General features: G+C 68.4%; 19 protein-coding genes. 7 read left to right on the forward strand and 12 right to left on the reverse strand.

Translation table 11 applies throughout. From position 1 onward, the window contains the following. Positions 1-74: 74 nt before the first annotated feature. Positions 75-1739 (reverse strand): DHA2 family efflux MFS transporter permease subunit, encoded by a 1665-nt coding sequence (locus MFF30_RS17730; RefSeq protein ID WP_238280799.1) that lies wholly within the window; start codon positions 1737-1739, stop codon positions 75-77. Between the two features lie 154 nt (positions 1740-1893). Next, positions 1894-3012 carry an HlyD family secretion protein gene (locus MFF30_RS17735; protein WP_373320932.1) on the reverse strand — a complete coding sequence of 373 codons (1119 nt, stop codon included), beginning with the start codon at positions 3010-3012 and terminating at the stop codon, positions 1894-1896. A gap of 235 nt (positions 3013-3247) precedes the next feature. On the opposite strand from MFF30_RS17735, the gene MFF30_RS17740 reads away from it, so the two are divergent. Next, positions 3248-3892, forward strand: a complete 645-nt coding sequence (locus tag MFF30_RS17740; protein WP_238280800.1) for an HdeD family acid-resistance protein — start codon at positions 3248-3250, stop codon at positions 3890-3892. A gap of 87 nt (positions 3893-3979) precedes the next feature. Further along, entirely contained in the window at positions 3980-6490 is a 2511-nt protein-coding gene (locus MFF30_RS17745; protein WP_238280801.1) for a PBP1A family penicillin-binding protein, read from the forward strand. Positions 6491-6496: 6 nt separating this feature from the next. Here the strand turns inward: MFF30_RS17745 and MFF30_RS17750 are convergent, their stop codons facing one another. Then, positions 6497-7726: a hypothetical protein gene (locus MFF30_RS17750; RefSeq protein ID WP_238280802.1), complete on the reverse strand. Its 1230-nt coding sequence runs from the start codon at positions 7724-7726 to the stop codon at positions 6497-6499. A gap of 838 nt (positions 7727-8564) precedes the next feature. Here MFF30_RS17750 and MFF30_RS17755 point away from each other — a divergent pair. The 4 genes from MFF30_RS17755 to MFF30_RS17770 all read left to right on the forward strand — a co-directional run bounded on the left by MFF30_RS17755 (position 8565) and on the right by MFF30_RS17770 (position 13298). Beyond that, complete coding sequence (locus MFF30_RS17755) at positions 8565-8909, forward strand: hypothetical protein (RefSeq protein ID WP_238280803.1); 345 nt, start codon at positions 8565-8567, stop codon at positions 8907-8909. A 132-nt stretch (positions 8910-9041) separates the two neighbouring features. Further along, complete coding sequence (locus MFF30_RS17760) at positions 9042-11525, forward strand: heavy metal translocating P-type ATPase (RefSeq protein ID WP_373320934.1); 2484 nt, start codon at positions 9042-9044, stop codon at positions 11523-11525. Beyond that, positions 11522-11941, forward strand: coding sequence for a Cu(I)-responsive transcriptional regulator (gene cueR, locus MFF30_RS17765; RefSeq protein WP_238280805.1), 420 nt, complete (start codon positions 11522-11524; stop codon positions 11939-11941). Before MFF30_RS17760 ends, cueR begins: the two co-directional genes overlap by 4 nt. Positions 11942-12125: 184 nt before the next feature. Continuing rightward, on the forward strand, positions 12126-13298 hold the full coding sequence (locus MFF30_RS17770) for a M20 aminoacylase family protein (protein WP_238280806.1): 1173 nt from the start codon (positions 12126-12128) through the stop codon (positions 13296-13298). A gap of 63 nt (positions 13299-13361) precedes the next feature. Here MFF30_RS17770 and truB read toward each other — a convergent pair whose 3' ends face one another. The 7 genes from truB to rimP form a co-directional block, all read right to left on the reverse strand. Beyond that, entirely contained in the window at positions 13362-14390 is a 1029-nt protein-coding gene (gene truB / locus MFF30_RS17775) for a tRNA pseudouridine(55) synthase TruB (protein ID WP_238280807.1), read from the reverse strand. 134 nt (positions 14391-14524) lie between these two features. After that, positions 14525-14977 (reverse strand): 30S ribosome-binding factor RbfA, encoded by a 453-nt coding sequence (gene rbfA, locus MFF30_RS17780; protein ID WP_238280808.1) that lies wholly within the window; start codon positions 14975-14977, stop codon positions 14525-14527. Between the two features lie 151 nt (positions 14978-15128). Next, entirely contained in the window at positions 15129-16004 is an 876-nt protein-coding gene (locus MFF30_RS17785) for a hypothetical protein (protein ID WP_238280809.1), read from the reverse strand. Between the two features lie 192 nt (positions 16005-16196). Continuing rightward, positions 16197-19130: a translation initiation factor IF-2 gene (gene infB, locus MFF30_RS17790; protein WP_238280810.1), complete on the reverse strand. Its 2934-nt coding sequence runs from the start codon at positions 19128-19130 to the stop codon at positions 16197-16199. 73 nt (positions 19131-19203) lie between these two features. Then, positions 19204-19980, reverse strand: a complete 777-nt coding sequence (locus MFF30_RS17795) for an RNA-binding protein (RefSeq protein ID WP_238280811.1) — start codon at positions 19978-19980, stop codon at positions 19204-19206. Positions 19981-20057: 77 nt separating this feature from the next. After that, positions 20058-21662, reverse strand: a complete 1605-nt coding sequence (gene nusA, locus MFF30_RS17800; RefSeq protein WP_238280812.1) for a transcription termination factor NusA — start codon at positions 21660-21662, stop codon at positions 20058-20060. 84 nt (positions 21663-21746) lie between these two features. Then, complete coding sequence (rimP, locus tag MFF30_RS17805) at positions 21747-22565, reverse strand: ribosome maturation factor RimP (protein WP_238280813.1); 819 nt, start codon at positions 22563-22565, stop codon at positions 21747-21749. A gap of 222 nt (positions 22566-22787) precedes the next feature. Here rimP and MFF30_RS17810 point away from each other — a divergent pair, with 222 nt between their 5' ends. Beyond that, positions 22788-23438: a CatB-related O-acetyltransferase gene (locus tag MFF30_RS17810; RefSeq protein WP_238280814.1), complete on the forward strand. Its 651-nt coding sequence runs from the start codon at positions 22788-22790 to the stop codon at positions 23436-23438. 232 nt (positions 23439-23670) lie between these two features. Here MFF30_RS17810 and MFF30_RS17815 read toward each other — a convergent pair whose 3' ends face one another. After that, the gene (locus MFF30_RS17815; protein ID WP_238280815.1) at positions 23671-24366 is read right to left on the reverse strand and encodes a hypothetical protein; all 696 of its coding nucleotides are present in this window, start codon (positions 24364-24366) and stop codon (positions 23671-23673) included. Beyond that, complete coding sequence (locus MFF30_RS17820) at positions 24363-25469, reverse strand: hypothetical protein (protein ID WP_238280816.1); 1107 nt, start codon at positions 25467-25469, stop codon at positions 24363-24365. Before MFF30_RS17820 ends, MFF30_RS17815 begins: the two co-directional genes overlap by 4 nt. Between the last annotated feature and the right edge of the window lie 90 nt (positions 25470-25559).

A 25559-nucleotide genomic window follows, 5' to 3' on the forward strand; every position in this document is an offset into this window, starting at 1 on the left:
CCCATTCCCCGGACGGGGATGCGGTTGGCTCGGCGTCTGATGCGCCAAATCGCGGAGGGCCGGACGATGCCGGTTCAATGCCCGGCGGGCGCGCCGCCGCCGAGCTTGACCTTGCTGAGGATCATCGCGAGGGGCACCGCCGCCCCTGAGACGAGGCAGAGCGACCAGAACACGTCGATGTAGCCCCAGTAGGCCACCTGGGTCTGGAGCTGCTGGCCGATCCACGCGATGGCCTGGTTCTGCGCCTCGATGCCGGAGGCTCCATGGGCCTGGAAATACTGCGTCGCCGCCCGCAGGGTCTCCTGGTAGTTCGGGTTCGCGCTGGAGATGCTCTCTCCGAGCCGGCTCTGGTGGAATTGCTGGCGGTGGGCGAGCACGTTCTGGGCGAGGCTCACGCCCATCGAGCCGCCGACATTGCGGGCCACGTTGATCAGCGCCGAGGCTTGGTCGGTCTGCGCCTTTTCGATGCCCTCGTAAGAGACAGCGGTGATCGAGATGAAGATCATCGGCAGGCCGATGCCGATGTAGATACGCGACCAGGCGAAGAACCAGAAGCTGGTGTCGCCATAGAGGCGCGTGAGATCGTACATCGCCGCCGAGACGATCGCGGCGCCCAGCGCGATGAGGTATTTCGGCTGCACTTTCCCCGAGAGGCGGCCGCTCACCAGCATCATGAACACCGTGACGAGCCCGCCCGGCGCGAGGACGAGCCCTGCGAGCGTGGCAGTGTAGCCGTAATACTCCTGCACCAGCTGCGGCACGAACTGCGTCGTGGCGATCAGGATCGCGCCGGTGGCCATCATCACGAGGAAGCACGAGCCGAACTGGCGGCTGCCCAGAAGTCGGAGATCCACCACCGGGTTCTTGCGGGTCAGCTCCCAGGGGATCATCGCCACGAAGGCGACGGCGCAGATCACCGCGAACACGACAATAAAATTCGAGCCGAACCAGTCCTTGCGCTGGCCCTCGTCGAGGACGACCTCGAGCGCGCCGAGGAAGGTGGCGACGAGCAGGAATCCCACCAAATCGAAGCGCACGCCCTCGCGGCGCAGGCGCCGGCGCTCCTCCACCGCCCCTGGCGGGTCTTGAAGCAGCACGTGCATCAGCCCCAGGGCGATCAGGCCGATCGGACCGTTGATGAGGAAGCACCAGTGCCAGGAGACGTTGTCGGATAGCCATCCGCCGAGCGTCGGCCCGACCACCGGCGCCACAACCACGGCGAGACCGTAGAGGGCGAAGGCCTGGCCTCGCTTTACCGGGGGAAACGAGTCGGCCAGGATCGACTGGGCCAGTGGCGCCATGCCGCCCCCGCCGAGCCCCTGGAGCACGCGGAAGACCAGCAGCGACTCGAGGTTCCAGGCGAAACCGCACAGTACCGAGGCCACGGTGAAAAGCGCGATGCTCCACATGAAGAACGCCTTGCGGCCGAACCGCTTGGCGAGGAAGCTCGAGGCGGTGAGCACGATGGCGTTGGCGACGAGGTAGCTGGTCACCACCCAGGCCGCCTCGTCCGGCCCCACCGCGAGGCCGCCCGAGATGTAGCGCAGGGCCACGTTGGCGATGGTGGTGTCGAGCACCTCCATGAATGTGGCCAGTGAGACCACGAGGGCGATGGCCCAGGGGTTGTGCCCGCCCGGCGCCTTGGCGGAGGCACCCGACTTTTCCCCGACCTTGCCGCTTCCCTTGCCGCCCGCCTGCGCCGCCGCGGCGCTCACAGCGCGGTCCCCGTCACCGGACATGGACCCGGGGCACGATCGACATGCCCGGGCCGATGGCGACATCGGTCGGCCACTGGTCGACGACGATCTTCACCGGGATGCGCTGCACCACCTTCACGTAATTGCCGGTAGCGTTCTGGGCCGGGAGCAGGCTGAAGGCCGTGCCGGAGCCAGGCTACACGGAATCCACGTGCCCAGTGATCTTGCGCTCGGGATAGGCGTCGATCGCGATGTCGGCATGCTGGCCCGGCCGCATGTCGGTGATCTGCGTCTCCTTGTAGTTCGCGATCACCCAGATGTCGTCGGGTACGAAGGTCGACAGGGTCTGCCCGGCCTGGGCAAACTGTCCCTTGGCACCCGACAGTTGCACCACGCGGCCCGGCTGAGCCGCCGTGACGGTGGTGTAGCCGAGGTTGAGTTCCGCCTGCGCCACCTGGGCCTTGCCGGTGGCGAGGCTGGCCTCGGCCCCCGCTTTCTGCGCGTCGAGCGCGCCGACCTGGGTGCGCGCCGCGACGAGGTTCGCCCGCGCGCGGTCGTACGCGGCCTGTTGCTGGTCGAGGGTCGAGGACGAGGATTGCGAGCGCTGGATCGTGCCGGCGCCCTTCTCGGCGAGGTCCCGGTAGCGCGCCGCGTCCTCGCGGGCGAATTTCAGGGAGGCCTCGGCCTGCATCACCTCCGCCTGAGAGGCGGCGACCTGTGCCTTCTGGCCCTCGATCTGCGCGTCGAAGTTCCGGATCGAAGCTTCGGCCGAGGCGACCTGCGCGCGGGCCTGTGCCAGGGCCACCTCGTAGTCGCGCCGGTCGATCTGGAACAGCACCGCACCGGCCTCGACATGCTGGTTGTCGGTGACCGGCACGTCGACGATGTAGCCGGCGACCTTGGGGGCGATGGAAAATTGCCGGGCGTCCACGAAGGCGTCGTCGGTGGATTCGTAGGGATGCAGCCGGGTCAGCCAGTAGACATACGCCCCGGCCGCTAAGGCGACGACCGCCACGGCGATGCCCAGCGCCCAGAACGGATGACGGCGCAGGATGTTCGGTTTGCTGGCCGAATCGTCGCTCGAATTCTCCGCGTCCGAGGGAGGCGCATCGCCAGAGGACGTCTCGTCATCCGCGGATCGTCCGGGGGCGTCGTCGCCGTCGTCCCGCTTCCGGCCCTCCGCGGGCGGCGCGTCGGTCTCGGGGTTTCGCCCGGGCGTCTCTCCGCCAACGGACGCTCGACCGTCGGGATCGGAAGGCCGCGTCGCATCTCCTCGTGAGGGCTGGCGCCCCACGGTCTGCTGATCCTGAAGCATCGACAGATCGTCCGCACGCATCCAGGGGCCACGCGATCGAAACCGCGCCGCCCGAAACTCCCGCCTCGGCGACAACAAGAAGGTGCGCTGGCGAAGGTTCCCGGCCCCGCTCACATTTGCGGACAGCGCCGAAGGGTGGACGGAACGTCGGAAATCCAGCGCGCGTTTTCGAGCTTGGTGGACGGGATTCCTGACGCACGGGTTCCGGTTTGTCCGCGACCTGAAGGAGCTGCGCATGTCGGCCGGTTTTCCCTCGACCCCGCCTGGTGCCGCTGGTCCGGGCGGTATCGATCGGCTCGATGCGATGAGCACGGTGCTCGCCCGCAACTGGTGGCTGATGGCCCTGCGCGGCGTGGTGGCGGTCCTGTTCGGACTGATCGCCTTCGTGGCGCCGGGGGCTTTCGTCCTGTCGCTGGTGCTGTTCTTCGCCGCCTACATGCTGGTCGACGGGATCGTCGGCGTCGTCGCCTCGGTGCGAGCAGCGCAGCGTCACGAGCGCTGGGGCTTTCTCCTGCTGGAAGGCCTGCTCGACATCGTGGTCGGCGTCGCAGCCGTGCTGGTGCCCGCCGCCGCCGTCTGGGCCTTCGTCTACCTCGTAGCCTTCTGGGCCCTCGTCACCGGAGGCCTGATGGTCGCCGCGGCTTTTCGCCTGCACGCCCATTATGGACGCTGGTGGCTGGTGCTCGGAGGCACGGTTTCGATCCTGTTCGGAATTGCACTGCTCATCAATCCCGGCATGTCGGCGCTCCTCCTGACCTGGTGGATCGGCAGCTACACGATGGTCTTCGGACTCCTGCTGATCATCCTGGCCTTCCACCTGCGCGGGCGCCACACGGAGGCCGGCCGGCCGGGCCCCCTGGGACGACCTGGAACGGCGTAGCTTTGGCCACGCGAGATGGTCTAGAACCGACCAGATATTATGCGGCGGCTCGCTGTCGAGCTCCGTTTCCCGTGACCATGGCCCCCGATGACCTCTCTCGACCCGGAACGCCCGAGCCACGAGAGGGCTAACCCGCCCAAAGAGGTTCCTGCGGGCCGGACATCCGCCGGTCCCGGCTCCGACGACACGCGCGCCGCCGCCCGCGAAGCGGCAGCTGCGGCCCGGACCCTCGGCCGGCACCTCGGCGTTCTGGCCGCGGGGGCGGCTCGCGGAGCCGGGCGCCGCGCCGCCGGCGCAGCCCGGGCGGCCGGGTCGGCCTGGCAGGGACTGGCCGCCCGCTTTCGGAATCGAGCCACGGCCGGGACGTCACCTCTAGCCTCCGACCCGACCGCCAGCGGGCCCGAGCGTCCTCCGACCTCCGTTCCGGCGCGCCTGCGCCGCCATCCCTGGATCGCCGCCGCCCTGGCGCTGGTCCTCGTGCCTGCCTTATTCCTCGCCGGGCTCGTTCTCTACAGCTTCGTCACCCTGCCGCCCCTCGGCGGCGTGGTGCCGGAGGCCGGCCAGCGCGCGCTCACCGTCGAGGCCGATGACGGCCGGGTCTTCGCGACCCGTGGCGCCTTCCAGGGCCAGAAGCTCACGGCGGCGGAGATGCCGCCCCATCTCGGGCAGGCGATCATCGCCATCGAGGACCGGCGTTTCCGCGAACACTGGGGCATCGACCCCCGCGGCCTCCTGCGCGCGGTGTATCGCAACGCCATCGGCGGGGGCGTGCGCGAGGGCGGCTCGACGATCACCCAGCAATACGCCCGGCTCACCTCCCTGAACCAGGAGAAGACCCTGAGGCGCAAAATCCAGGAGGCGTTCCTGGCCCTGCGCCTCGAGGCGACGATGTCGAAGGACGAGATCCTCCTCGGCTACCTCAACACCGCCTATTTCGGGGCTGGCGCCTACGGCATCGACGCCGCCGCCCGGCGCTACTTCGGCAAGGGCGCCAAGGCGTTGACCCTGCCGGAGGCCGCGATGCTGGCCGGCCTCGTCCGCGCGCCCTCGCAACTGGCGCCGACGCGCAACTTCGGTGGCGCCAAGGAGCGCGCCGACGTGGTGCTGCAGACCATGGTGGAGACCGGCGCCATCACGGCCGCCGAGGCCGACAAGGCCCGCGCCCAGACGATCACCCTCCGCACGCCACCCGAGACGCCGCCGGGGACGAACTACTTCCTCGATATGGTCTCGGCGGACGCCAAGAAGCTCGCCGACGCGCCCGGCGACGTCACCGTGCGCACCACCCTCAACCTCGACCTGCAGAGCCTGGCCGAGGGCGTGGTCGCCCGCCGCCTCGATGCCGAGGGCGCGAAGAAGAAGGCCAGCCAGGGCGCCATGGTGGTGCTCAACAAGGAGGGCGCGATCCTCGCCATGGTGGGCGGGCGCGACTACGAGGACAGCCAGTTCAACCGCGCCACCCAGGCCAAACGGCAGCCCGGCTCGTTGTTCAAGCTCTTCGTCTACCTCACGGCCTACGAGAACGGCTTCAATCCCGAGACGGTGCTGGTCGACCGCCCGATCCAGATCGGCGACTGGGAGCCGCAGAACTCCACCGGGCGCTTCAAGGGGGCGATGCCCCTGCGCAGCGCTTTCGCGCAATCGGTGAACACCGTGGCGGCCCAGCTCGCCGACGAGGTCGGCATCCCGGCCGTGATCGCCACCGCGCACCGTATGGGCGTGACCTCGGAATTGCCCAACGTGCCGAGCCTGGCGCTCGGCTCGGCCGAAGTGACCCTGCTGGAGATGACCCGCGCCTACGCGGGGGTTCTCGCCGGAACCGCGCCGGTGGACACGCACAGCGTCCATGCCATCCGGGGTGCCCAGCCGCAGCCGCTCTACCTGCGCACCGAGGCCAAGGCCGGCACCGCGATACCCACCGAGAGCCGGGCCATGATGCTCGATTCCCTCCAGGCCGTGGTCGATGGCGGAACCGGCAAGGGCGCCCGTGTCTCAGGCCTGCCGGTGGGCGGCAAGACCGGGACGACGCAGGATTACCGCGACGCTTGGTTCATCGGCATGACGCCGGATCTGGTCGTCGGGATCTGGGTCGGCAACGACGACAATTCGTCCATGAACCGCGTCGGCGGCGGCGACCTACCGGCGAGCATCTTCCACGACTTCGTCCAGCGCGCGACGGCGCAATTGGCCAAGGGCCGCAAGCGTCCCTCCGCCGCCCGTGCCGAACCCGCGCCGGCCCGGGATGTCCCCATCAACCCCGCCCCCGCCGCGAGCCTGCGCGGCGTGCCCGAGGTGATCGACACAGGAACCCTGGCCTTCCGGGGCCGAACAATCCGCCTCTTCGGCGTCGACGGAGAGGGTGGGGCCCTCGCTCGCCAGCTCGCCCGCTATCTGCGGCGCCGCGAAGTCACTTGCGCGCCCCCCGCCGGCACGGAGGCGAAGGCCGAGCAGCTGCGCTGCCAGATCGACGGCGACGACCTCGCCTCCCTGATCCTCACGGCGGGCGGCGGGCGCGCCGCCGAGGACGCGCCGGCCGATCTCCTGGCCGCCGAGGAGCAGGCGCGCTCGGAGCGCGCCGGCATCTGGGGCCGCCGATAGCGCGCCTCAGGGTGCGGGTCGACTCTCCGGGGCAGTCGACGTCGCCTCAGTCTTGGTCGCCTCAGTCTTGGACGAGACGAGCGAGAAGGCCTGCGGCACCTCGACGGTGCGGCCGTTGATCTTGTCCTTCAGGACGTAGACCAGGGTGTAGCTGCCCGGGCGAAGGTGGCTGAGCGTCACATCGGAGTTCAGGTAGAAGGCGTCGATGCTCTGGTCCGCGTTGAGGGTGATGTCGTTGTCCGACATGCCCTTCTTGCCGCCCAGCACCTCGCCGCTCTGGGTCCGGACTTCCATGTCGACGGTGACGCCGGCCTGCCTCTGACCGCCGGCGAGAGGTTTCTCGGACTGCCCGACGGGCTCGACATAGCTGAACAGGACCTCGCCTTCCTGGAACACGTTCGACGGGCGAACGTCCACATCGCCGAAGTACCGCGCCGCCCGGGTCACGAACACCGCCCTGCGTACGCCGTAGGGTTGGAGAGGCCTGGTTTCCGCAGCGGCTGCGGCGGCGGGGGGCGATGCGGGGGCAGGCTTGGCCTGTGGGGCAGCGGCGGCCTGCTGCGCCTTGTCCATGGCGGCGGCGAAGTCCTCGGGCGACTTGTCGATGAAGAGGTTCATCGGTTCCGCCATCCGGCTCTCGCTGCCCGGGGGCGGACAGGCGGGCATGTCCTTCATCACCTCCTTCAACTGGTCCTGATAAGGCGCCATCTCCGCGCGCAGGGGCACCATTTTCCGCTCGATGGCCTCGCGTTGCCGGCTGGTCGTGGCGATGTCGCAATCCTGGATCGTCTTCTGGAGGATGGTGCCGAAAAGGTAGGCCGCGAGCCGCGTCTCGTTTGGCCCTTCGGGGGCTTCGGGGGCTTCGGGGGCTGCGGGGGCTGCGGCTTTCGGCGCGGCCGGCGTGCCGGCGTCGGCCATGGCCTTGTCGCCGGTCGCGGGTTTGGCCGCGCTGTTGCCGGCCCAGAAGCTTCCGGTCTCGGCGGCGACGCGCACGCTCGCCATGATGGCGGCCAGACCCGTCTCGTTCTCCTCGCGCTCCTCCGTCGAGCCCCATAGGGTGACGATCGCGAAGCGGTCGCGGCTGGCGCTGAGGATGATGAAGTCGACGATTGTCTTACTGCCGCTCTTCGTCTTGGTGTCGTAGCGGACGACGCGGCCCGGCGTACCGGCGTACCGGCGAAGTCGAGCGTGCTTTCCTTCGGCGTGTTGACGACGATCTTCTGCTTTTTCATCCACTCCCGGTACGACTTGAGGGTCGTCTCCAGGTCCGAGCGTGCACCGTAATTGATGTAGACGGCGACGGTTTCGTCCGGAGGCAGCACCTGGATGCCGTCATCGATCTCCTTCGTGGTCCAACCGTCGGGGACGTTCAGCGTCACGGCCGGATTCTTCACCGGAACCGCGACCTCGGCCGCCCAGGGGCTCGCCGCGAGCCACCCGAGCAGCGTGGCCGCCAACACAGGGGCTCGCGCAAGCCGCGCGGCATCGCTCAGCAGGATCGACAGACCGCTTTGCTTGATGGATTGCATCGGATCAAAACTCTTGCGTCCCAGTGACGAGGCGGAATGAATTCTTCGACGCGCCGGCATCACCGCCTTGGATCGCACCAGCGGAAGCAAGTCCGAAGAAATTCGCCGCTGACGTTACCATCCTTCACGCGCCTCAGAGGATGGCCCGGGTTTCGGATGTCGCGAATGCTTGTCTCAGCGTCCCTAAGTTTTGGGCGACCAGCCGCCTCATGTGGCAAGTCGGCGACTGAGGCGTGCCGACGTACCATCACGCGTGCCGTTGCCGCCCCGCGACATCCTCCTCCAGCATCGCGAGGGCGCTCATCCCGAGACCGGCACGACGGGGCAGGGCACTCTCCAAACCGCCACGAATGCACGGGTGGATGTCGGGACTGGGATCATGCGACGGCGGTGATGGTATCGGCGATCCGCCGAGCTTGCGTTTCCCATGCGGGCGTTCGCAACGCCGTAGGATTCGTAGCCGAGAAGGACCGTATTCCCGAGGGTCCGTCTCACGCCCCGCGGCGCCCGTCATTCGTCGCATGCTTCCATCGGAGGAGGACCTCATGGCATCGATCCGAGATCGCCCGGCCTGCCTCTCGCTCCGGAGTTTCGGCATCCGGTTCGCGGCCGCCGGGTTGCTGGCGATCCTGTTCCTCGCGCTGATGGCGGCGGCGGGTCACGCGTTCGCGCTGTTCGGCCTCGTCGCGATCCTGCCGGGCATGCTCCTCGCCCTCCTGCTCCTACCCATCGCGGATCTCACGCAGGTCCCGCGCTGGTTCATGTCGGATGCGATGTTCGAAGGGCCCGGCCTCTATCTCCTCCTGAGCCTGATCTCCTCCATCGTGTTCTGGTGGGGCGTCGCGTTCGTCCTTCTGAGCCGTCATGTGAAGCAGAACGATCGGCGTTGAGCCCGCGACGGTCCCGCCACCCCGGGAGGCGCCGCCCCGAGATCCCACGTATCGCTCAAGAGTGGCCCTCGCTTGGAAGAGGGTTCTGCCGGCCCTTGACCTTCCCATGATGGGAAGCCCCACATGGGGCATATGGACAAGCGCTCAACCCTCGATTCCGAAACGCCCGGCACCGGCCGCCGGCTCAGCCTTCCGGTGCAGGGTCTCTCCTGCGCGTCGTGTGTCGGGCGTGTGGAGCGTGCCCTCCAGGGCCTGCCCGGCGCTTCGGATGTCTCCGTCAACCTCGCGACCGGTCGAGCCGACCTGCGCCTGAACGGATCGGGTGCCGCGGCCGTCGAGGCCATCGCGCGCGCGGGCTACACCGTGCCGGAGGCCGTGGAGGTGATTGCGGTGGCGGGCCTGTCGTGTGCCTCCTGCGTCGTCCGCGTCGAGCGGGCCCTCTCGGAGGTGCCCGGTGTCACGAGTGCGTCGGTCAACCTCGCCACGGGTCGCGCCGAGATCCGTTACCCGGAGGGATCGGTGTCGCGAGCGGACCTCGAGGCCGCCGTGAGTCGGGCCGGCTACGAGCCGCTGGTCGCCGCAGAGGTCCCGGGCGACGCGGGTGCCGACCGGCAGGCGGAGGAGGCCGCGCGCCTGCGCCGTGATCTGATGCGTGCCGCCGCTCTCTCCGCGCCGGTCGTCGTTCTCGACATGGGCGGCCATCTCGTGTCGGCCTTCGCCCACGCGGTGCATGGCGCCCTGGGGGGCATGGGCGTCGGGCTTCTTCAGGCCGCCCTCGCCACCCTGGTGCTCGCCGGGCCCGGCGCCCGCTTCTTCCGCCGGGGCCTGCCGAACCTGCTGCGCGGACATCCGGACATGAATGCCCTGGTGGCGCTCGGTGCCGGTGCTGCCTATCTGTATTCCCTGGTCTCGGTGCTGGTGCCGGCGGTGCTGCCTGCCGGCACGGCGCACCTCTACTTCGAGGCCGCTGTCCTCATCGTCACCCTGATCCTGCTTGGACGCACTCTGGAAGCCGGAGCCAAGGGCCGCACGGGCGAGGCCATCGCCCGCCTCGCCGGCCTCGCCCCCGCCACCGCCCGCGTGATCCGTGACGGCGTCGAAATCGAGGTGCCGCAAGGGCGCCTCGCGGTGGGCGACGTGGTCCGGGTCCGGCCCGGCGAGCGGATCGCCGCCGACGGGATCCTGGTGGCGGGCGCGAGCTACGTGGACGAGAGCATGGTCACGGGCGAGCCGATGCCGGTGGCCAAGGCGGTGGACGATGCCGTGGTGGGCGGGACCCTAAACACCCACGGCAGCTTCGACCTGCGGGTGACCACCATCGGGTCCGAGACCGTGCTGGCGCGCATCGTCCGTATGGTCGAGGCCGCGCAGGGCGCAAAGCTTCCGATTCAGGCTCTGGTCGACCGGGTGACGGGCTGGTTCGTGCCCGCCGTGATCGGGGCCGCCTTCCTCACCTTCCTGAGTTGGCTCGCCCTCGGCCCGAGCCCGAGCCTCGGCCTTGCCCTGGTCAACGCCATCGCGGTGCTCATCATCGCCTGTCCCTGCGCCATGGGGCTGGCGACGCCGACCTCCATCATGGTCGGCACCGGCCGGGCGGCGCAGTTGGGCGTACTCTTTCGCGGCGGCACCGCCCTGCAGCGCTTGCGCGACGTCCGGGTCGTCGCCCTCGACAAGACGGGCACGCTCACGGAAGGGCGGCCGACCCTCACCGACCTGATCCCGGCGCCCGGCCACGACGCCGACGACACCCTTCGCCTCGCCGCCAGCCTCGAGACGCGTTCCGAGCACCCGATCGCCCGCTGCATCGTTTCGGCGGCCGAGGCGCGGGGACTGACGCTCGGGACCGTCGCGGCTTTCGCAGCGGAGCCGGGCTTCGGCATCACCGGCACGGTCGACGGACGGCTCGTCGTGGTCGGGACCCGGCGCTTTCTCGACCGGTTGGGTATCCCGGCGGACGCCTTGAGCGACGCGGCCGGACGGCTGGAAGGCGAGGGCCGCAGCCCCCTCTACACCGCGATCGACGGGCGCCTTGCAGCCCTGGTAGCGGTGGCCGACCCGATCAAGACCGGGGCGGCCGAGGCCGTAGCGGCCCTGCGGGCACGCGGCCTCGTCGTGGCGATGATCACCGGGGACGGGCGCGGGACCGCCGAGGGTGTCGCACGCCGCCTCGGCATCGCGGAGATCGCGGCCGAAATCCTGCCCGGCGGCAAGGTCGAGGCGGTCCATGCCCTGCGGGCGCGGCACGGTCCCGTCGCTTTCGTAGGTGACGGCATCAACGACGCACCCGCCCTCGCGGAGGCCGATGTCGGCCTCGCCATCGGCACCGGCACCGACATCGCGGTGGAGAGCGCCGACGTGGTGCTGATGTCCGGAGCGCTGGCGGGCATCGTCACCGCCATCGAACTCTCGCACGCGGTGATGCGCAACATCCGCCAGAACCTGTTCTGGGCCTTTGCCTACAACGTCGCGCTGATTCCCGTCGCCGCCGGCCTGCTCCACGCTTTCGGGGGACCACTGCTTTCGCCCGTCCTGGCGGCCGGCGCCATGGCCCTGTCGAGCGTCTTCGTGCTCGCCAATGCCCTGCGCTTGCGCCGAGTGGCAGGGGCGGCATCGTGAGCGCGGGCGCTGTCACCATCGGCGAGGCCGCCCGCGCCACAGGCGTCTCGGCCAAGATGATCCGCTATTATGAGGAGACCGGCCTCATTGCCCCGGCCGCCCGCACGGCGAGCGGCTACCGGCTCTACGCGGAAGCCGATCTGCACGCCCTGCGCTTCGTGCGTCGTGCCCGCGACCTCGGATTTTCCGTGGAGGACATCCGGGCGCTCCTCGCGCTCTGGCACGACCGCGCGCGGGCGAGTGCGCAGGTGCGCACCCTTGCACTGTCCCACGTGTCCGACCTGCGCCGGCGCATCGAGGCTCTCGAGGGCATGGCCCGCACGCTGGAAAACCTCGCCGCCCACTGCGTCGGCGACGCACGGCCCGATTGTCCGATCCTCGATGATCTCGCCGCCGGTCCGCACGCCGATTCCTGACTCGAAACGCTGCGTCTCCGAGCGGCCCGAGACACCGGAGGACGGGCTTCGAGCCTGCGAAGCAGCGCTTCGTCGGCATCGGGCGCGTTGACCGCGCCTCTGGCCTCTTGTTTGCTGCGCGTGCGCCGTCGCAACCCCGGCGCGTCCCACCCTGAGAGCCGTCGCCTCTCGAAAGTCGCTTCCCATGCCCGTCTTCGACCGGATCGCCGCCTTCGCGGACGAGATCGCCGCTTGGCGCCACGATCTCCACGCGCATCCCGAACTGCAATACGACGTCCACCGCACGGCCGGGTTCGTGGCCGACAAGCTGCGGGACTTCGGCTGCGACGAGGTCGCCACCGGCATCGGCCGCACCGGGGTGGTCGGGGTGATCCGAGGCCGCTGCCACGGCTCCAACCGCGCCATCGGCCTGCGCGCCGACATGGATGCCCTGCCGATCGAGGAGGTGCGCGATCTTCCCTACCGTTCCACCGTGCCGGGCAAGATGCACGCCTGCGGGCATGACGGGCACACCGCGATGCTGCTCGGCGCCGCCAAGTACCTCGCCGAGACCCGCGACTTCGACGGCACGGCGGTGCTGATCTTCCAGCCCGCGGAGGAGGGCGGTGGCGGTGGCGAAGCCATGGTCCGGGACGGGATGATGGAGCGCTTCGGCGTCGAGACCGTCTACGGCATGCACAACATCCCGGGTCAGGCCTTGGGAACCTTCGCGATCCGGTCGGGCCCGATCATGGCGTCCACCGACCGCTTCACCATCACCATCGCGGGCAAGGGCGGGCACGCAGCCCAGCCGCACCACGCCATCGACAGCGTCCTGGTGGCGAGCCACGTCATCACCGCGCTGCAATCGGTGGTGTCGCGCAACGTCGATCCCCTCGAGAGCGCGGTGGTCTCGGTCTGCGCCCTGGAGGCCGGGGAAGCCTTCAACGTGCTGCCGCAATGCGTGACCTTGCGGGGCACGATGCGAGCGCTCTCGAAGCCGATGCGGACCTTGATCCAGGACCGCCTCGTCGAGGTCGTCACCCATGTGCCGCGTGCTTTCGGAGCGACGGGCACCATCGACTTCAACAGCGGTTACCCCGTCACCGAGAACCACCCGGCCGAGACGGGTTTCATCGCCGACGTCGCCGCGAGCCTCGTCGGCGAGGCGGCCGTCGACCGGGCGGTGGCCCCCATGATGGCGGCCGAGGATTTCTCCTACATGCTCGCCCACCGCCCCGGCGCCTACATCTTCCTCGGGAACGGTGACAGCGCCGGACTGCACCACCCGGAATACGACTTCAACGACGCCGCCGCCCCATACGGCGCCTCGCTCTGGGCGCGAGTAATCGAGGCCGGGTTGCCGATCCGCGAATAAGCGACCTTTGCCAGCGCCGGCCCGTCATAACGGGCCGGCGTTCTCGTGCGTTATCCAGCCCGATCAGGCCGAGCGGTTCGACGTGCCGCCGAGATGGAACACCCGGTGGGGCACGAGTTCGCCCCGCTCCACGTCGCCGACCGCCACGAGAATGCCGCCGCAGGTGGCGAAGGCCTTGCCCTCCACGGGAGCGTCGCGCCCGCGCAGGATCACCGGCTGTCCGCGCATCAGGCGCAGGGCCATGTCGCGGGAGACCGGCACCGACGGGACGGCATCGAGGGCGGTTTCCACCGGATGCAGGGCGCCGCCGTTGCCGTCCGGCCCTGCTTCCTCCAGGGCGGCCACCTGACAGGCATCCGCCTCCGTGAAGGGCCCGACGCGTGTTCGCCGCAGGGCCGAGACGTGACCGAAGCAGCCGAGCTGGCGGCCGAGGTCGCGGGCGAGCGCCCGCACATAGGTGCCCTTGCCGCAGGCGGCCTCGATCACGGTGCGCTCGGGGGTGTGCTCCACCACGGCGAGATGGTCGATCTGCACGGGGCGCGCCACCAGCACGACCTCCTCGCCGTCACGGGCGAGATCGTAGGCGCGCTCGCCCGCGATCTTGATCGCGGAGTAGCGCGGCGGCACCTGCTCGATGGCGCCGACGAAGGTTGGAAGCGCGGCCTCGACGGCCGCCCGGTCCGGACGCGCCTCGCTCGTCGCCACGGGGCGCCCCTCGGCGTCGTCGGTGTCCGTCTCGATGCCCCAGGTCACGGTGAAGACGTAGGCCTTGCGGCCGTCCATGACGAAGGGGACGGTCTTGGTCGCCTCGCCGAGCGCGATGGGCAGAATCCCGGAGGCCAGCGGATCCAGGGTGCCGGCATGCCCGGCCTTCTTGGCGTTGAAAGCGCGCTTCACCACCGCGACCGCGTGGGTCGAAGTCATGCCCACGCCCTTGTCGAGGATCACCCAGCCGTTGACGTCGCGGCGTTTGGGCCGGTCGGGGCGCGGCCCCCCACGCGGCGGGCGGCGGCCCTCGGCAGCCGCGGGCCGGTCCGTCGCGGTCGGCGGAATGGCGCCTTCGGTGCGCTCGACGATCGGTTCGTTGATCATGGAATCCTCGGTCAATGATCGCGGGGGCCGGGCGGCACGCGCTGCGCCGTCATCCGTCCCATCCGGACGTTTCGAATCGGGTTCGTCCGCCGCCTCGGGCCGGAGAACCAGGGTTTGGGTGTCGTGGTTTCGCGTCAGGCCGCGTTGGGGTCCGGGGCATCGGCCGCCCGGTCCGTATCCTGCTCGTCGCCGGGCGTCCGCGATTCGAGGTCGCGCCGCACCTTATCAGTCCGCAGTAGGGCGTCGATCCGGTCCGCTTCGTCGAAGGTCTCGTCGCGCAGGAAGCGCAGGTCCGGGGCGAACTTGAGATTCACCCGGCGGGCGACTTCCTGGCGAAGCGCCTTCTTGTTGCGCTCCAGGGCGGCGATGACCGGCGCCTCGTTGAGGCCACCGAGCGGCATGATGTAGGCCGTCGCGAGCTTCAGGTCCGGCGACATCCGTACTTCCGGCACCGTGATGACATGAGCGCTCAGTACCGCGTCCTGGATGTCCCCGCGCTGGAGCACCTCGGCGATCGCGTGGCGGATCAGCTCGGCGACGCGCTGCTGGCGCTGCGAGGGTCCGGTCGGGGTCTGTTTCTGGGCCATTAAATTCTGATCGTCTTGTCGTCGAAGCGGTTTCGACACCGGCCCGCCTGGTGACGCTCGAAAGAGCGCTTCTGAAACGGAACGTCGACGCGCCGCCACTCGGGCGAAGCCCGAGCGGGTCGAAACGAAGCGGACGCCGAAGGCGACCCTCTTAGCGCAAATACTCGTTCGGGATATAGGCCTGTTGCGCACGTTTCGCGGTTGCCGGCGTCCGCGCCGGGTGATCGTGGATATGCGCCGTGAACATGCGGTCGATCCACTGGGCGTTCTTGAACACCCGCTTCGAGCGCAGGAGGTTGAAGGGCGCGATCTTGCGCATGGGCTGGCGCGCATTGAACTCGGCGGCCGCCAGCAACTCGCCATTCCACGGGTTGGCCCCGTCCATGCCCACATCGTCGAGATAGACCGGCAGGAGGGGCAGGTACTGCTCCGGGCGCCCGTCCAGCACCTTCAGGGTGTTCACCGCCGAGGAGTAGTAATCCACGTCCACCGAGATGAAGCCCACCGGTGCCTCGGCGGTGACGCTCGCGAGGTAGGCGGGGATCGTCTCGGCGACGTCGCCGATGAGGAGCCGGCAGCGGCCGGGCAGGGAGCGGCGCAGGGCCTCGAAATCCATCGGGTAATCACCCTCTTGGAAGTACTCCGGCATATCGCGGTAATCGATCGCCGGGGGCATGCCGCTGCCCGTGTCGAATCCCACAACCTCAATAGCGATTCCGGTCTCGGCCTCTGTGCGCGCAGCGCAGTCACACAGGTTCAAAAGCCCGGCGCCAGTCGCGACACCGAATTCCAGGACCTGGATTCGCTTGAGACCGAGCTTCTTCGCCTCGTCGGCGGCGAACAGCACGGGGAACGCGTATTGCTGACGCACCATCAGGTCGAAGGCCACCTTGGCCCGGTAGCTGCCGAACAGCGCGACGCCCGCCGAGATGAGGTTTAGGTGCAGCGGCTCGGTCAGCCGCTCCACGAAGATCTTCTTGTACTTCTTGTCCGACAGCGCCCGTCGCAGGGCGTAGGAATTCAGCATCGTTCCGCCTCGACCAAGCCGCCATGTCGGCCGTCGCCCAGCCCATATAACGGGCGCGGGGCCGGCGGAACGAGACACCGAGCCGGCTTCCCCCAGCCAAACTCGGCGACGCGGTTAAGGGGGGGCCGAAACGCGGAACGGGGCCGCGACTTGCGTCGCGACCCCGTTCCACCAACCTTCAATGCCGAACGCTCAGAGCGTGCGGCGGATCTCTTCGACCCGGTAGCACTCGATGGTGTCGCCAGCCCGCATGTCCTGGAAGTTCTCGAAGGACATACCGCACTCGTAACCGGCGGTGACTTCCTTCGCGTCGTCCTTCAGGCGCTTCAGCTGGGCGAGCTTGCCCTCGTGGATGACCACGCTGTCGCGGATGAGGCGGACATGTGCACCGCGCTGAACCACACCGTCGAGAATGCGGCAACCGGCGATCTTGCCGACCTTCGACACGTCGAAGATCTGCAGGATCTGAGCCTCGCCGAGACGCTCCTCGCGCAGCGTCGGCGGCAGCATGCCCGACAGGGTCGACTTAATGTCATCCACGAGGTCGTAGATGATGTTGTAGTAGCGGATCTCGACACCGTTGCGCTCGGCCGATTCGCGCGCTTCCTTGTGGGCTCGCACGTTGAAGCCGATGACGACGGCCTTGGAGGCCTCCGCCAGGGTGATGTCCGACTCGGTGATGCCACCGACGCCCGCGAGCAGGATGCGCGCCGAGACCTCGTCGTTTCCGAGCTTCTCGAGAGCACCGTTGATGGCCTCGACCGAACCCTGCACGTCGCCCTTGACGACGAGCGCGAGTTCCTTGCGGCCGGCGCCTTCCTTGAGGTCGCGCATCATGTCGACCAGCGAGCGGTTCGCACCACCCGTGCGGGCGGCAAGCCGCTCGCGCTTCTGGCGGGCACGATACTCGGTGACCTCGCGGGCACGGGCCTCGTTCGGAACCACCGCGACGCGGTCGCCCGCATCCGGCGTGCCGTTGAATCCGAGCACCTCGACGGGGACCGAAGGACCTGCATAGGGGACGCTCTCGCCCTTGTCGTCGATGAGGGCGCGTACGCGACCCCACTCGGCGCCCGCCACCACGATATCGCCGGTGAACAGGGTGCCGCGCTGCACCAGCACAGTTGCGACAGGACCGCGGCCGCGATCGAGCTTGGCCTCGATGACCGTACCCTCACCATCGCGCGCCTCGTTGGCGCGCAGGTTCAGGATCTCGGCTTGGAGCTGAAGGCCCTCGAGGAGGTCCGGCAGACCGTCACCGGTCTTGGCCGAAACCTCGAATTCGAGGGTCTCGCCGCCCATCGACTCCACCTGGATGTCGTGCTGGAGCAGCTCGGTACGGACCCGCTGCGGATTCGCGTCGGGCTTGTCGATCTTGTTGATCGCCACGATGAGCGGCACGCCGGCCGCCTTGGCGTGAGAGATCGCCTCGACCGTCTGGGGCATGACGCCGTCATCGGCCGCCACAACGAGCACGACGACGTCCGTCACCTTGGCGCCACGGGCACGCATGGAGGTGAAAGCCGCGTGGCCGGGGGTGTCGATGAAGGTCACCATCTCGCCGGACGGCGTGGCCACCTGATAGGCGCCGATGTGCTGCGTGATGCCGCCGGCCTCGCCGGAGACCACGTTCGCCTTGCGGATCGCATCGAGGAGCGAGGTCTTGCCGTGGTCGACGTGGCCCATGATCGTGACGACCGGGGGACGGGGATCGAGATCCTCCTCCAGATCCGGCTCGTCGTTGAACAGGCCCTCTTCCACGTCCGACTCCGCCACGCGGCGCACGGTGTGGCCGAGTTCCTCGGCGATGAGCTGCGCCGAATCCGAGTCGATCACGTCGGTGATCTTGTGGATCTGGCCCTGTTTCATCAGCAGACGGATCACGTCTACGGCCCGCTCCGACATGCGGTTGGCGAGTTCCTGAATCGTGATCGTCTCGGGGATCGTCACCTCGCGGGAGAGCTTCTCTTTCTGCTCCACCTGCCGGTTGCCGCTCATGCGCTGCTGCCGGCGACGGAAGGAGGCGACGGAGCGCGTGCGCTCGTCCTCGCCCGAAGTGGCGGTGGCGATCGTGAGGCGGCCACGATTGCGGTCGCCGCCCGGCTGCTTTGGGGTCTTGGGCGGCGTGATGATCTTGAGCGGCATGCCGGGGCGACGGATCACCCGCTTCTGCTCGCTCTCCTCCTCGGCTGCCTGCGGCCGTCCAGCCGTACGGGCCGGCGCCGCGCCACCGGCCGGACGCGCGGCGGTGGCCGCCGTCGGTGCGGTGGGCTCGGGCTCCGGCGCCGGGGCAGGGCGGGCCATGAAGTTGAGGTCGCGCGGCTTGCGCACGTCGGCCGTGATCGTCTTGCGCGGCTCGGCCGGCGTCGGCCGGGCCGTCAGCGGCGGACGCGCAGCCGGGGTTGCCGGACGCGCCGGGGCCGCCGGACGGGCAGCCGCGGCGGGCCGGGCGACCGGTGCCGTGGGTTCGGAAGCCGGAGCGGCGGCAGCGGGGGCGGGCGGCGCTGAACGCACGATCGTCGGGGCCGCCGGCATCGGGGCGGTCTTCGACACGGTTGGCGCTGCAGCCGGCGCACTTGCGGCACGGGCGGCTTCCTGAGCGGTCGCCTCGGCGGCACGGCGCGCAGCCTCGGCAGCGAGGCGGTCCTCCTCCTCCTTACGGCGGCGGGCTTCCTCCTCGCGCTTGCGCGCTTCGGCGGCCTCACGCTCGCGCTGCTCGGCGGCGAGGCGCTCACGTTCTGCGGCAGCTTCAGCCTCCGCACGCTTCTGCGCCTCGGCCTCGCGACGCTTGGCGTCGGCCAGAGCCGCTGCGCGAGCGTTGCTTTCCTGCTCGCTCAGCGTACGCAGCACGACGCCGTTGGCGGAGCGCTGGGCCTGACGCGGGGCGGCGGGCGGCGGGGGCGGTGCGACGCGCGTGGCGGGAGCGACGGGCGTCGTCTCACGCGCAGGCGCAGCCGGTGCCGCGCCGATGACACGGCGCTTCACCGTCTCGACCACGACCTGCTTAGAGCGGCCATGGGAGAAGCTCTGACGCACCGTTCCCTGCTCGATCGGACGCTTCAAGGACAGCGGCTTCGAAGGGGGTCTCGCCTGCGTCTTGTCGCCCGGATTGTTCGTATCGCTCATTCAGTCCAAACCCTGAGGGTTTCCATCGTCCCGTGAACCGGCAGACTGCTGTGCGCCGGGTAAATCCGTCATCTCAGTCGTCGTGCAGATCGGAAGCGGCCTGCCCATCACGGGTAAGACCGGTTTCCTCGGCCGTCGTCGCCAAACCCTCAAAGGAGCGGAGCCGACGCCAACGCGCAAGGCAGCCGGAACTTCCGACTCCTGCGACGAGAGCCGCATGTATCACATGATCCCGGCCCAAGGCCATGTCCAATTCGGTGTTGGACAGGTCATCGATAACGGGAATGCACGATATGGCACTGCCATGCCGCCTGTGCAATGCCGCGACGATCTTCCGGCGCCCGTCGGGGCTGCCATCGGAGGCCTCGATCACCGCCGCGACCCCGGCCTTGTCGCCGATCGCCGACTCGACCTTGGCGAAGCCAGCTACTACGCAGCCGGCCTTGTTGGCTAGTGACAAGGATTGGCGCAGGTCCGCCCGCAAGCCTTCGGCGACCCGATCCGCGAGGTCGCTCGGGGCGGCAGCGTCCTTGGTCTTGAAGGCGCGCTGGAAGGCGCGGCGCTTGATCGCCTCGTTCACCGTAGCGCGAGTGGGCGTGAGCCAGGCACCGCGGCCCGGCAGGCGCGCCCGCAGATCGGGTACCACCGCGCCGTCGGGCCCGAGCACGAAGCGGATCAGGCCGGCCGGCGCCTGTGCGACGCGCGTGACAAGGCATGTCCGCAGCGCATTGGAGCGCCCGCGGCCCAGGCCCGGATCGAGCAGGGTGCTCGGGTCCGGCTCGGCCGCGTCTTGCTCCAGAGCGTCATGCTCCGGAACGCTTTGGCTCGGGTCTGCGGTTTCGGGCGTCATGCCGCGCGGAAACTTTCAGGTGGGACAAGTACAACCCCGCGATCGGAGGATCGCGGGGTCCAACGATTCGTGATCGCTCAGGCGGTGGCCGCCTCGTCCTCGCTGGTCTCAGCCTCGGCGTCCGCTTCGGCCGGTGCCTCGATCCAGCCCGCATGAACGCGCGCGGCCATGACCATCGCCTCGGCCTCGGCGCGGGAGACCTCGAAGCCATCGAGGTAACCCGCGTGGCGCTTGGCCTCGGGGCCACGCCCCTCGGTGTAGCCCACGAGGTCGTCGGTCGCGCAACCGGCCAGATCCTCGATCGTTTTCACGTCGTTCTCGCCGAGCGCCACCAGCATCGGGGTGGTGATGCCGTCGATTTCGCGCAGTTCGTCCTGGACGCCGAGTTCCTGGCGCTTGGCGTCGAATTCCGACTCGACGCGGGCCAGATGGTCCTGCGCGCGGGCCTGGATCTCGGTGCCGCTCTCCTCGTCGAGGCCCTGGATGTTGGCGAGTTCGCCGGGCTCGACGTAGGCGATCTCCTCGACGTTGCGGAAGCCTTCGGCCGCCAGCAACTGGCCCACGGTCTCGTCGACGTCGAGCGCCTCCATGAAGATCGCGGTGCGCTCGGCGAACTCCTTTTGCCGGCGCTCGGATTCCTCGGCCTCGGTCAGGATGTCGATATCCCAACCCGTGAGCTGGGAGGCGAGGCGCACGTTCTGGCCGCGACGGCCGATGGCGAGCGACAGCTGGTCGTCCGGCACCACCACCTCGATGCGGTCGGCTTCCTCGTCGAGCACCACCTTCACGACTTCCGCCGGCTGGAGCGCGTTGACGATGAAGGTCGCCTGGTCCTCGGACCACGGGATGATGTCGATCTTCTCGCCCTGAAGCTCGCCGACCACTGCCTGGACGCGCGAACCCCGCATGCCCACGCAGGCGCCGACCGGATCGATCGACCCATCGCGCGAGATCACCGCGATCTTGGCGCGCGAGCCCGGGTCGCGGGCCACGGCCTTCACCTCGACGATGCCGTCGTAGATCTCAGGCACTTCCTGGCCGAAGAGCTTGGCCATGAATTGCGGGTGCGAGCGCGAGAGGAAGATCTGCGGCCCGCGCACCTCGCGGCGCACGTCGAACAGGTAGGAGCGGATGCGGTCGCCCGGACGGAAAGTCTCGCGCGGGATCATCTCGTCGCGCCGCACGATGCCCTCGCCACGGCCGAGATCGACGATGACGTTGCCGTACTCGACGCGCTTCACGAGGCCGTTCACGACCTCGCCGATGCGGTCCTTGTACTCGTCGAACTGGCGGTCGCGTTCGGCGTCGCGCACCTTCTGCACGATGACCTGCTTGGCCGACTGGGCGGCGACGCGGCCGAAATCGAAGGGCGGCAGGGTGTCGGAGATGACGTCGCCGACCAGCGCCCCGGGGTTGTAGCGCCGGGCCTGCTCGAGCGTCACCTCGCGGGCGTCGTTCTCGACCTGGTCGACCACCACGAGGTGGCGCGACAGCCGGAGCGCCCCGGTCTTCGGGTCGATCTCGGCATGCACGTCGGTCTCGGCGCCGTAGCGGGAGCGCGCGGCCTTGGCGATGGCCTCCTCCATGGCGTCGATCACGATGGAGCGGTCGATCACCTTCTCGCGGGCGACCGCTTCGGCGATCTGCAGGAGTTCGAGCCTGTTGGCGCTGACGACGGCCATCGGTTTTCGTCCTTCTCTTCGTCGTAGGGCGTTCACGTCCCAGGTCCGGTGCCACGCGGCGGCGCCGGGAGACCGGGCAAAAGATCAGTGGAGCTTGCCGTCTTCCTTCACCCGCACCGCCTTGGTGCGGACGGGCTTGGCCTTGTTCTTCGCCTTGATGGCGAGGCTCTCCTCGGTCTCGACCTTGACGGGCTTCGGCCTCTGCGAGGCCTTCGGCTTCAAGGGCCGGGACACCTTTTTCTTCAGCGGTGCGGGCGCCGGTTCGGCCTCCGCCTCGATTTCCGAATCGTCGGCCTGTTCGTCATCGTCGTCTGCATCGAGAACGGGCGGACCGCCCCGGCGCAGCGATTCGCGCACAAGCTCGTCCGTGAGCACCAGGTAGGCGTCACCGAGATCGCGAAGGGGCAGGTCGATCCGGCTCGGCAGGCCCTCCTTCACGTCGGGCAGGTCGATCGGCACCGTCAGCCCGTCCGGGTTCGGCGCGCCGATGATGCCGCGGAAGCGCTTGCGGCCCTCCATCGGCACCGAAAGCTCGATCTTGGCCTCGTAGCCGGCCCAGCGCGCAAAATCGACGGCCCGCACCAGGGGGCGGTCGATGCCCGGCGAGGAGACCTCGAGGTAGTAGGCCTTGCCAACGGGGTCGTCGAGATCGAGGAGCGGGGAGATCGCCCGGCTCACCGCCTCGCAATCGTCCACCGTCATGGTGCCGTCCGGCCGCTCGGCCATGATCTGCACCGTGCAGCCGTTGGCGCTCGACACCTTCACCCGGACCACGCGGTAGCCGAGGCCCTGAATCGAGCCCTCGATGACCTGCACCACCCGTGCGGCGACGCCCGTCTCGGTGATGAGGCGCTTTTCGGTGAGGTCGCTGTGCGACGGGTCGGTGTTGGAAGGGTCCGCCATGCTGCGCTTGAAGTCCGGCCTTGTCCGAGGCGATCCGGCGCGGGAGTCCTTGCGGCAATAAAAAAGAGCGGACCCGGTGGGGCCCACTCCCGAACCGCAGTCTCACAACTGCAACCAGAACTGATTTCTTGTAACTAGGCCAGTTCACCGCGATTTTCAAGCCGTTTCGGTCCGCCAAGGCGCTGTTATCCCGGGCGGCAGACCTGATCTCCGGAGCCCCGCATGCCCCATGATCCCCGCTTTGGCCCCGACCCCGACAGCCTGCACCCGCTGCCGGACCACCCGCGCGTCACCTTCATCCGCAACCTGGACCTGCCGCCGAATGTCGAGGTCGGCGCCTATACCTATTACGACGACCCGGCCGGACCGCAGGCTTTCCTCGACAACATCCTCTACCACTTCGCCTTCCTGGGCGACCGGCTGCGCATCGGCCGCTTCTGCGCCATCGCGGCGGGCACCCGCTTCCTCATGAACGGCGGCAACCACCGTCTGGACGCGCCCTCCACCTACCCATTCGCGATCTTCGGCGGCGCCTGGGCCGGACGCTTACCCGACGAGACAGCCTTCCCCAATCGCGGCGACACGGTGATCGGCCACGATGTCTGGCTCGGCCACGACGCGACGATCCTGCCCGGCGTCACCATCGGCGACGGCGCCGTGGTGGCGGCGAAATCCGTCGTCACCCGCGACGTGCCGCCCTACGCCATCGTGGCCGGCAATCCGGCCGTCATCGTGCGGATGCGGGTGCCGCCCGAGGTGGCGGAGCGGTTGTTGGCCCTGGCGTGGTGGGATTGGACGCCTGAGCGGATTACGCGCTGCCTGCCGGCGATCAGCGGTGGGGATGTGGCGGCGTTGGAAGGGGAGGTGGTGTGAATCGTGAGAGCCCCATCAACAACGGATCACGCCATCGCGTTTTTTCGGCGCATGCTTTCCCGATGCAAGTCAAAATTTCCGATACAAGTCAAACTCCTCACTTGGAAAAGGTCCGGGCTTTCGAAGAGCCGCTGGCTCGTCTTCACTGCATTCTTCGCGTCGGTGCGAAAAGAAAGGCCTGCCCGTTGCCACCATCGCCAATGGGCTCGAATTAGCACTGGGTTGCCACGACCTAACCGACGCCGTCCGGCGGAAACGCATTCCGCAGCCAGTACGGCTCCAAGGGGCTCCCGACGAGGTTTTCCGCTTCCCATTGCCCGAGGAGTGCACAGAGCGCCGCACGGTCCCCGGAGTGCAGCGGTTGGTCCAGTGCACGCAAGCGTTCGAAAACGCGCTGTTCCGCAGGATTTTCTGCCGGTCGCCCCCCGACACGGTAACCGCGCAACGGGGAGAAGAGCGCCTGCGCCTTTTCGATCTCGCCGAGCGCGATGCAGGCACCCAGATGCCAGTAATGATCCAAGAAACCGTTCCGCTGCGGATCGCCGCGTTGGAATTCGAGACTCTTGCGCGTCGTATCCAGGGACCGGAACAACGGCAGGATATCCGCCTCGACGCGAACGACGAAGTCTTGGTAGATCGTCGGATCGGCCCAGCACCAGCTCGATCCCCCAAGGAAATGCTTGGACCGGGCAATCCGATCGCCGCAGCGTCCCAGACTGAACCACGATGTTGTTTCAGGCATGAAGAACTGGACGATATGCCAGCTAACGACAAAACTATCCGGGTGGGAGGTTCGATCGATCAGGATTAGCCGCCCGACGTGATCGATCGGCGTAAGCCACAGGATGTTCTTTCCGGCATCCACGAGATCGGGGTTCCGCGCAAGCAGCGGTGCCGTCAGGACTTTGATCTGTCGGGTGGTCGTCATGGCCGAGGCCGGACCTGAATCATGATGATCCCTCTTGAGGTGGGAAAATGCCGCTTGGCGGTTCTAGCCAGAACGAGGGCTCGCTTCGGGTGAAGACCCTCCTTGCCCGTCTTCGGATCGTAGACACAGACCATCTGATCCGGTGCCAGTTCATAGAGATCGAGTCGAATCGAATCTTGTGCACCGTATCTTGCATTGAGCCCCGTCGTTTTGTCGAGAGAATACTCGATTTTAATCTCTGGATAGCCTCGCGCCTTGAATGTTTGACCGATCTCGTAATGAATAAGACTTCCGATTCGCGTCTTGTCGAGCTTCGGGTGCAATGCCGTCAGCCGCCGCGTTGCATCGTCCGTCACGATCTGGACTTCCTGATTGTGCGGGCAGAATTGGTCGAGAGCCTGTTGATCGACCTTGCCGACCCATACGACCGGAAACTGCCTTTCTGGGTCTGATTCGAAGTTATATCGCAGGGCAATCGAGCCCGGTTCCTTGCCGAGTCCCGCCGAGCGCCCTGCGAGAACGGTGAACAACATCGCAGCGGCTTCGAGCGTCGCGGCGATGGCCGGTGCGACGACGAAAGGTGCGGCCGGAAGGAAAGCCGGCTGCACCGTCGCTGCGGGCGCGGCGCCAACGCCCGCGAAGGTCGAGCGGGACAGCACCTCGCCGGTCTGCCCGTCGCGAATCGTCTGGACCTCGCCCGCGTTCTCGAAGACGCGGCTGTCGCCGTCCGGGGTGACGACCGCGTGCTGCTCGTCCCATTCGCCCCGACCGGAGCGCACCCGGATCGACAGAACCTCGCCGCCGCCGTCCAGCATCGTTCTTTGCGGTGTCCCGGCATCTGGATCGCCGTCCAGCGACGCCCACCGGCCGCCCGTTCGGGGCATGGAACCGATGGAGTCGCCGGAGCCCCCTCCGTCCGAGACCCAGCGCCCGCCGTCGCTCTGGCCGGCCGGCGCCCGGGGTTGATCGGCATTGTACTTTTGGCTGAGGGCGCGGCGGAGCCGGACCAGCTTCGTCTCGGTCCTCAGGATCGCGAGGAGCAGGCGCAGATCATGCGCTTCGTTGGCAAGAGACGACGCGCTCGGGCGCTGAGAGCCTGACATCGCGAATATCCGAGTTCATGATATGTTCTCGTTTTTCCTATCGAGATTTAGGAAAAAATTCAAGAACAATCAACCTACGCACTGCTTGGT

The organism is Methylobacterium goesingense, assembly GCF_022179225.1.
Lineage (GTDB): Bacteria > Pseudomonadota > Alphaproteobacteria > Rhizobiales > Beijerinckiaceae > Methylobacterium > Methylobacterium goesingense.

Coding starts and splice junctions, on each gene's coding strand:
- MFF30_RS17730 (WP_238280799.1), bottom strand. CDS start 1,739: ATGTCCGGTGACGGGGACCGCGCTGTGAGCGCCGCGGCGGCGCAGGCG.
- MFF30_RS17735 (WP_373320932.1), bottom strand. CDS start 3,012: ATGCTTCAGGATCAGCAGACCGTGGGGCGCCAGCCCTCACGAGGAGAT.
- MFF30_RS17740 (WP_238280800.1), top strand. CDS start 3,248: ATGTCGGCCGGTTTTCCCTCGACCCCGCCTGGTGCCGCTGGTCCGGGC.
- MFF30_RS17745 (WP_238280801.1), top strand. CDS start 3,980: ATGACCTCTCTCGACCCGGAACGCCCGAGCCACGAGAGGGCTAACCCG.
- MFF30_RS17755 (WP_238280803.1), top strand. CDS start 8,565: ATGGCATCGATCCGAGATCGCCCGGCCTGCCTCTCGCTCCGGAGTTTC.
- MFF30_RS17760 (WP_373320934.1), top strand. CDS start 9,042: ATGGACAAGCGCTCAACCCTCGATTCCGAAACGCCCGGCACCGGCCGC.
- MFF30_RS17770 (WP_238280806.1), top strand. CDS start 12,126: ATGCCCGTCTTCGACCGGATCGCCGCCTTCGCGGACGAGATCGCCGCT.
- truB (WP_238280807.1), bottom strand. CDS start 14,390: ATGATCAACGAACCGATCGTCGAGCGCACCGAAGGCGCCATTCCGCCG.
- rbfA (WP_238280808.1), bottom strand. CDS start 14,977: ATGGCCCAGAAACAGACCCCGACCGGACCCTCGCAGCGCCAGCAGCGC.
- MFF30_RS17785 (WP_238280809.1), bottom strand. CDS start 16,004: ATGCTGAATTCCTACGCCCTGCGACGGGCGCTGTCGGACAAGAAGTAC.
- infB (WP_238280810.1), bottom strand. CDS start 19,130: ATGAGCGATACGAACAATCCGGGCGACAAGACGCAGGCGAGACCCCCT.
- MFF30_RS17795 (WP_238280811.1), bottom strand. CDS start 19,980: ATGACGCCCGAAACCGCAGACCCGAGCCAAAGCGTTCCGGAGCATGAC.
- nusA (WP_238280812.1), bottom strand. CDS start 21,662: ATGGCCGTCGTCAGCGCCAACAGGCTCGAACTCCTGCAGATCGCCGAA.
- rimP (WP_238280813.1), bottom strand. CDS start 22,565: ATGGCGGACCCTTCCAACACCGACCCGTCGCACAGCGACCTCACCGAA.
- MFF30_RS17810 (WP_238280814.1), top strand. CDS start 22,788: ATGCCCCATGATCCCCGCTTTGGCCCCGACCCCGACAGCCTGCACCCG.
- MFF30_RS17815 (WP_238280815.1), bottom strand. CDS start 24,366: ATGACGACCACCCGACAGATCAAAGTCCTGACGGCACCGCTGCTTGCG.
- MFF30_RS17820 (WP_238280816.1), bottom strand. CDS start 25,469: ATGTCAGGCTCTCAGCGCCCGAGCGCGTCGTCTCTTGCCAACGAAGCG.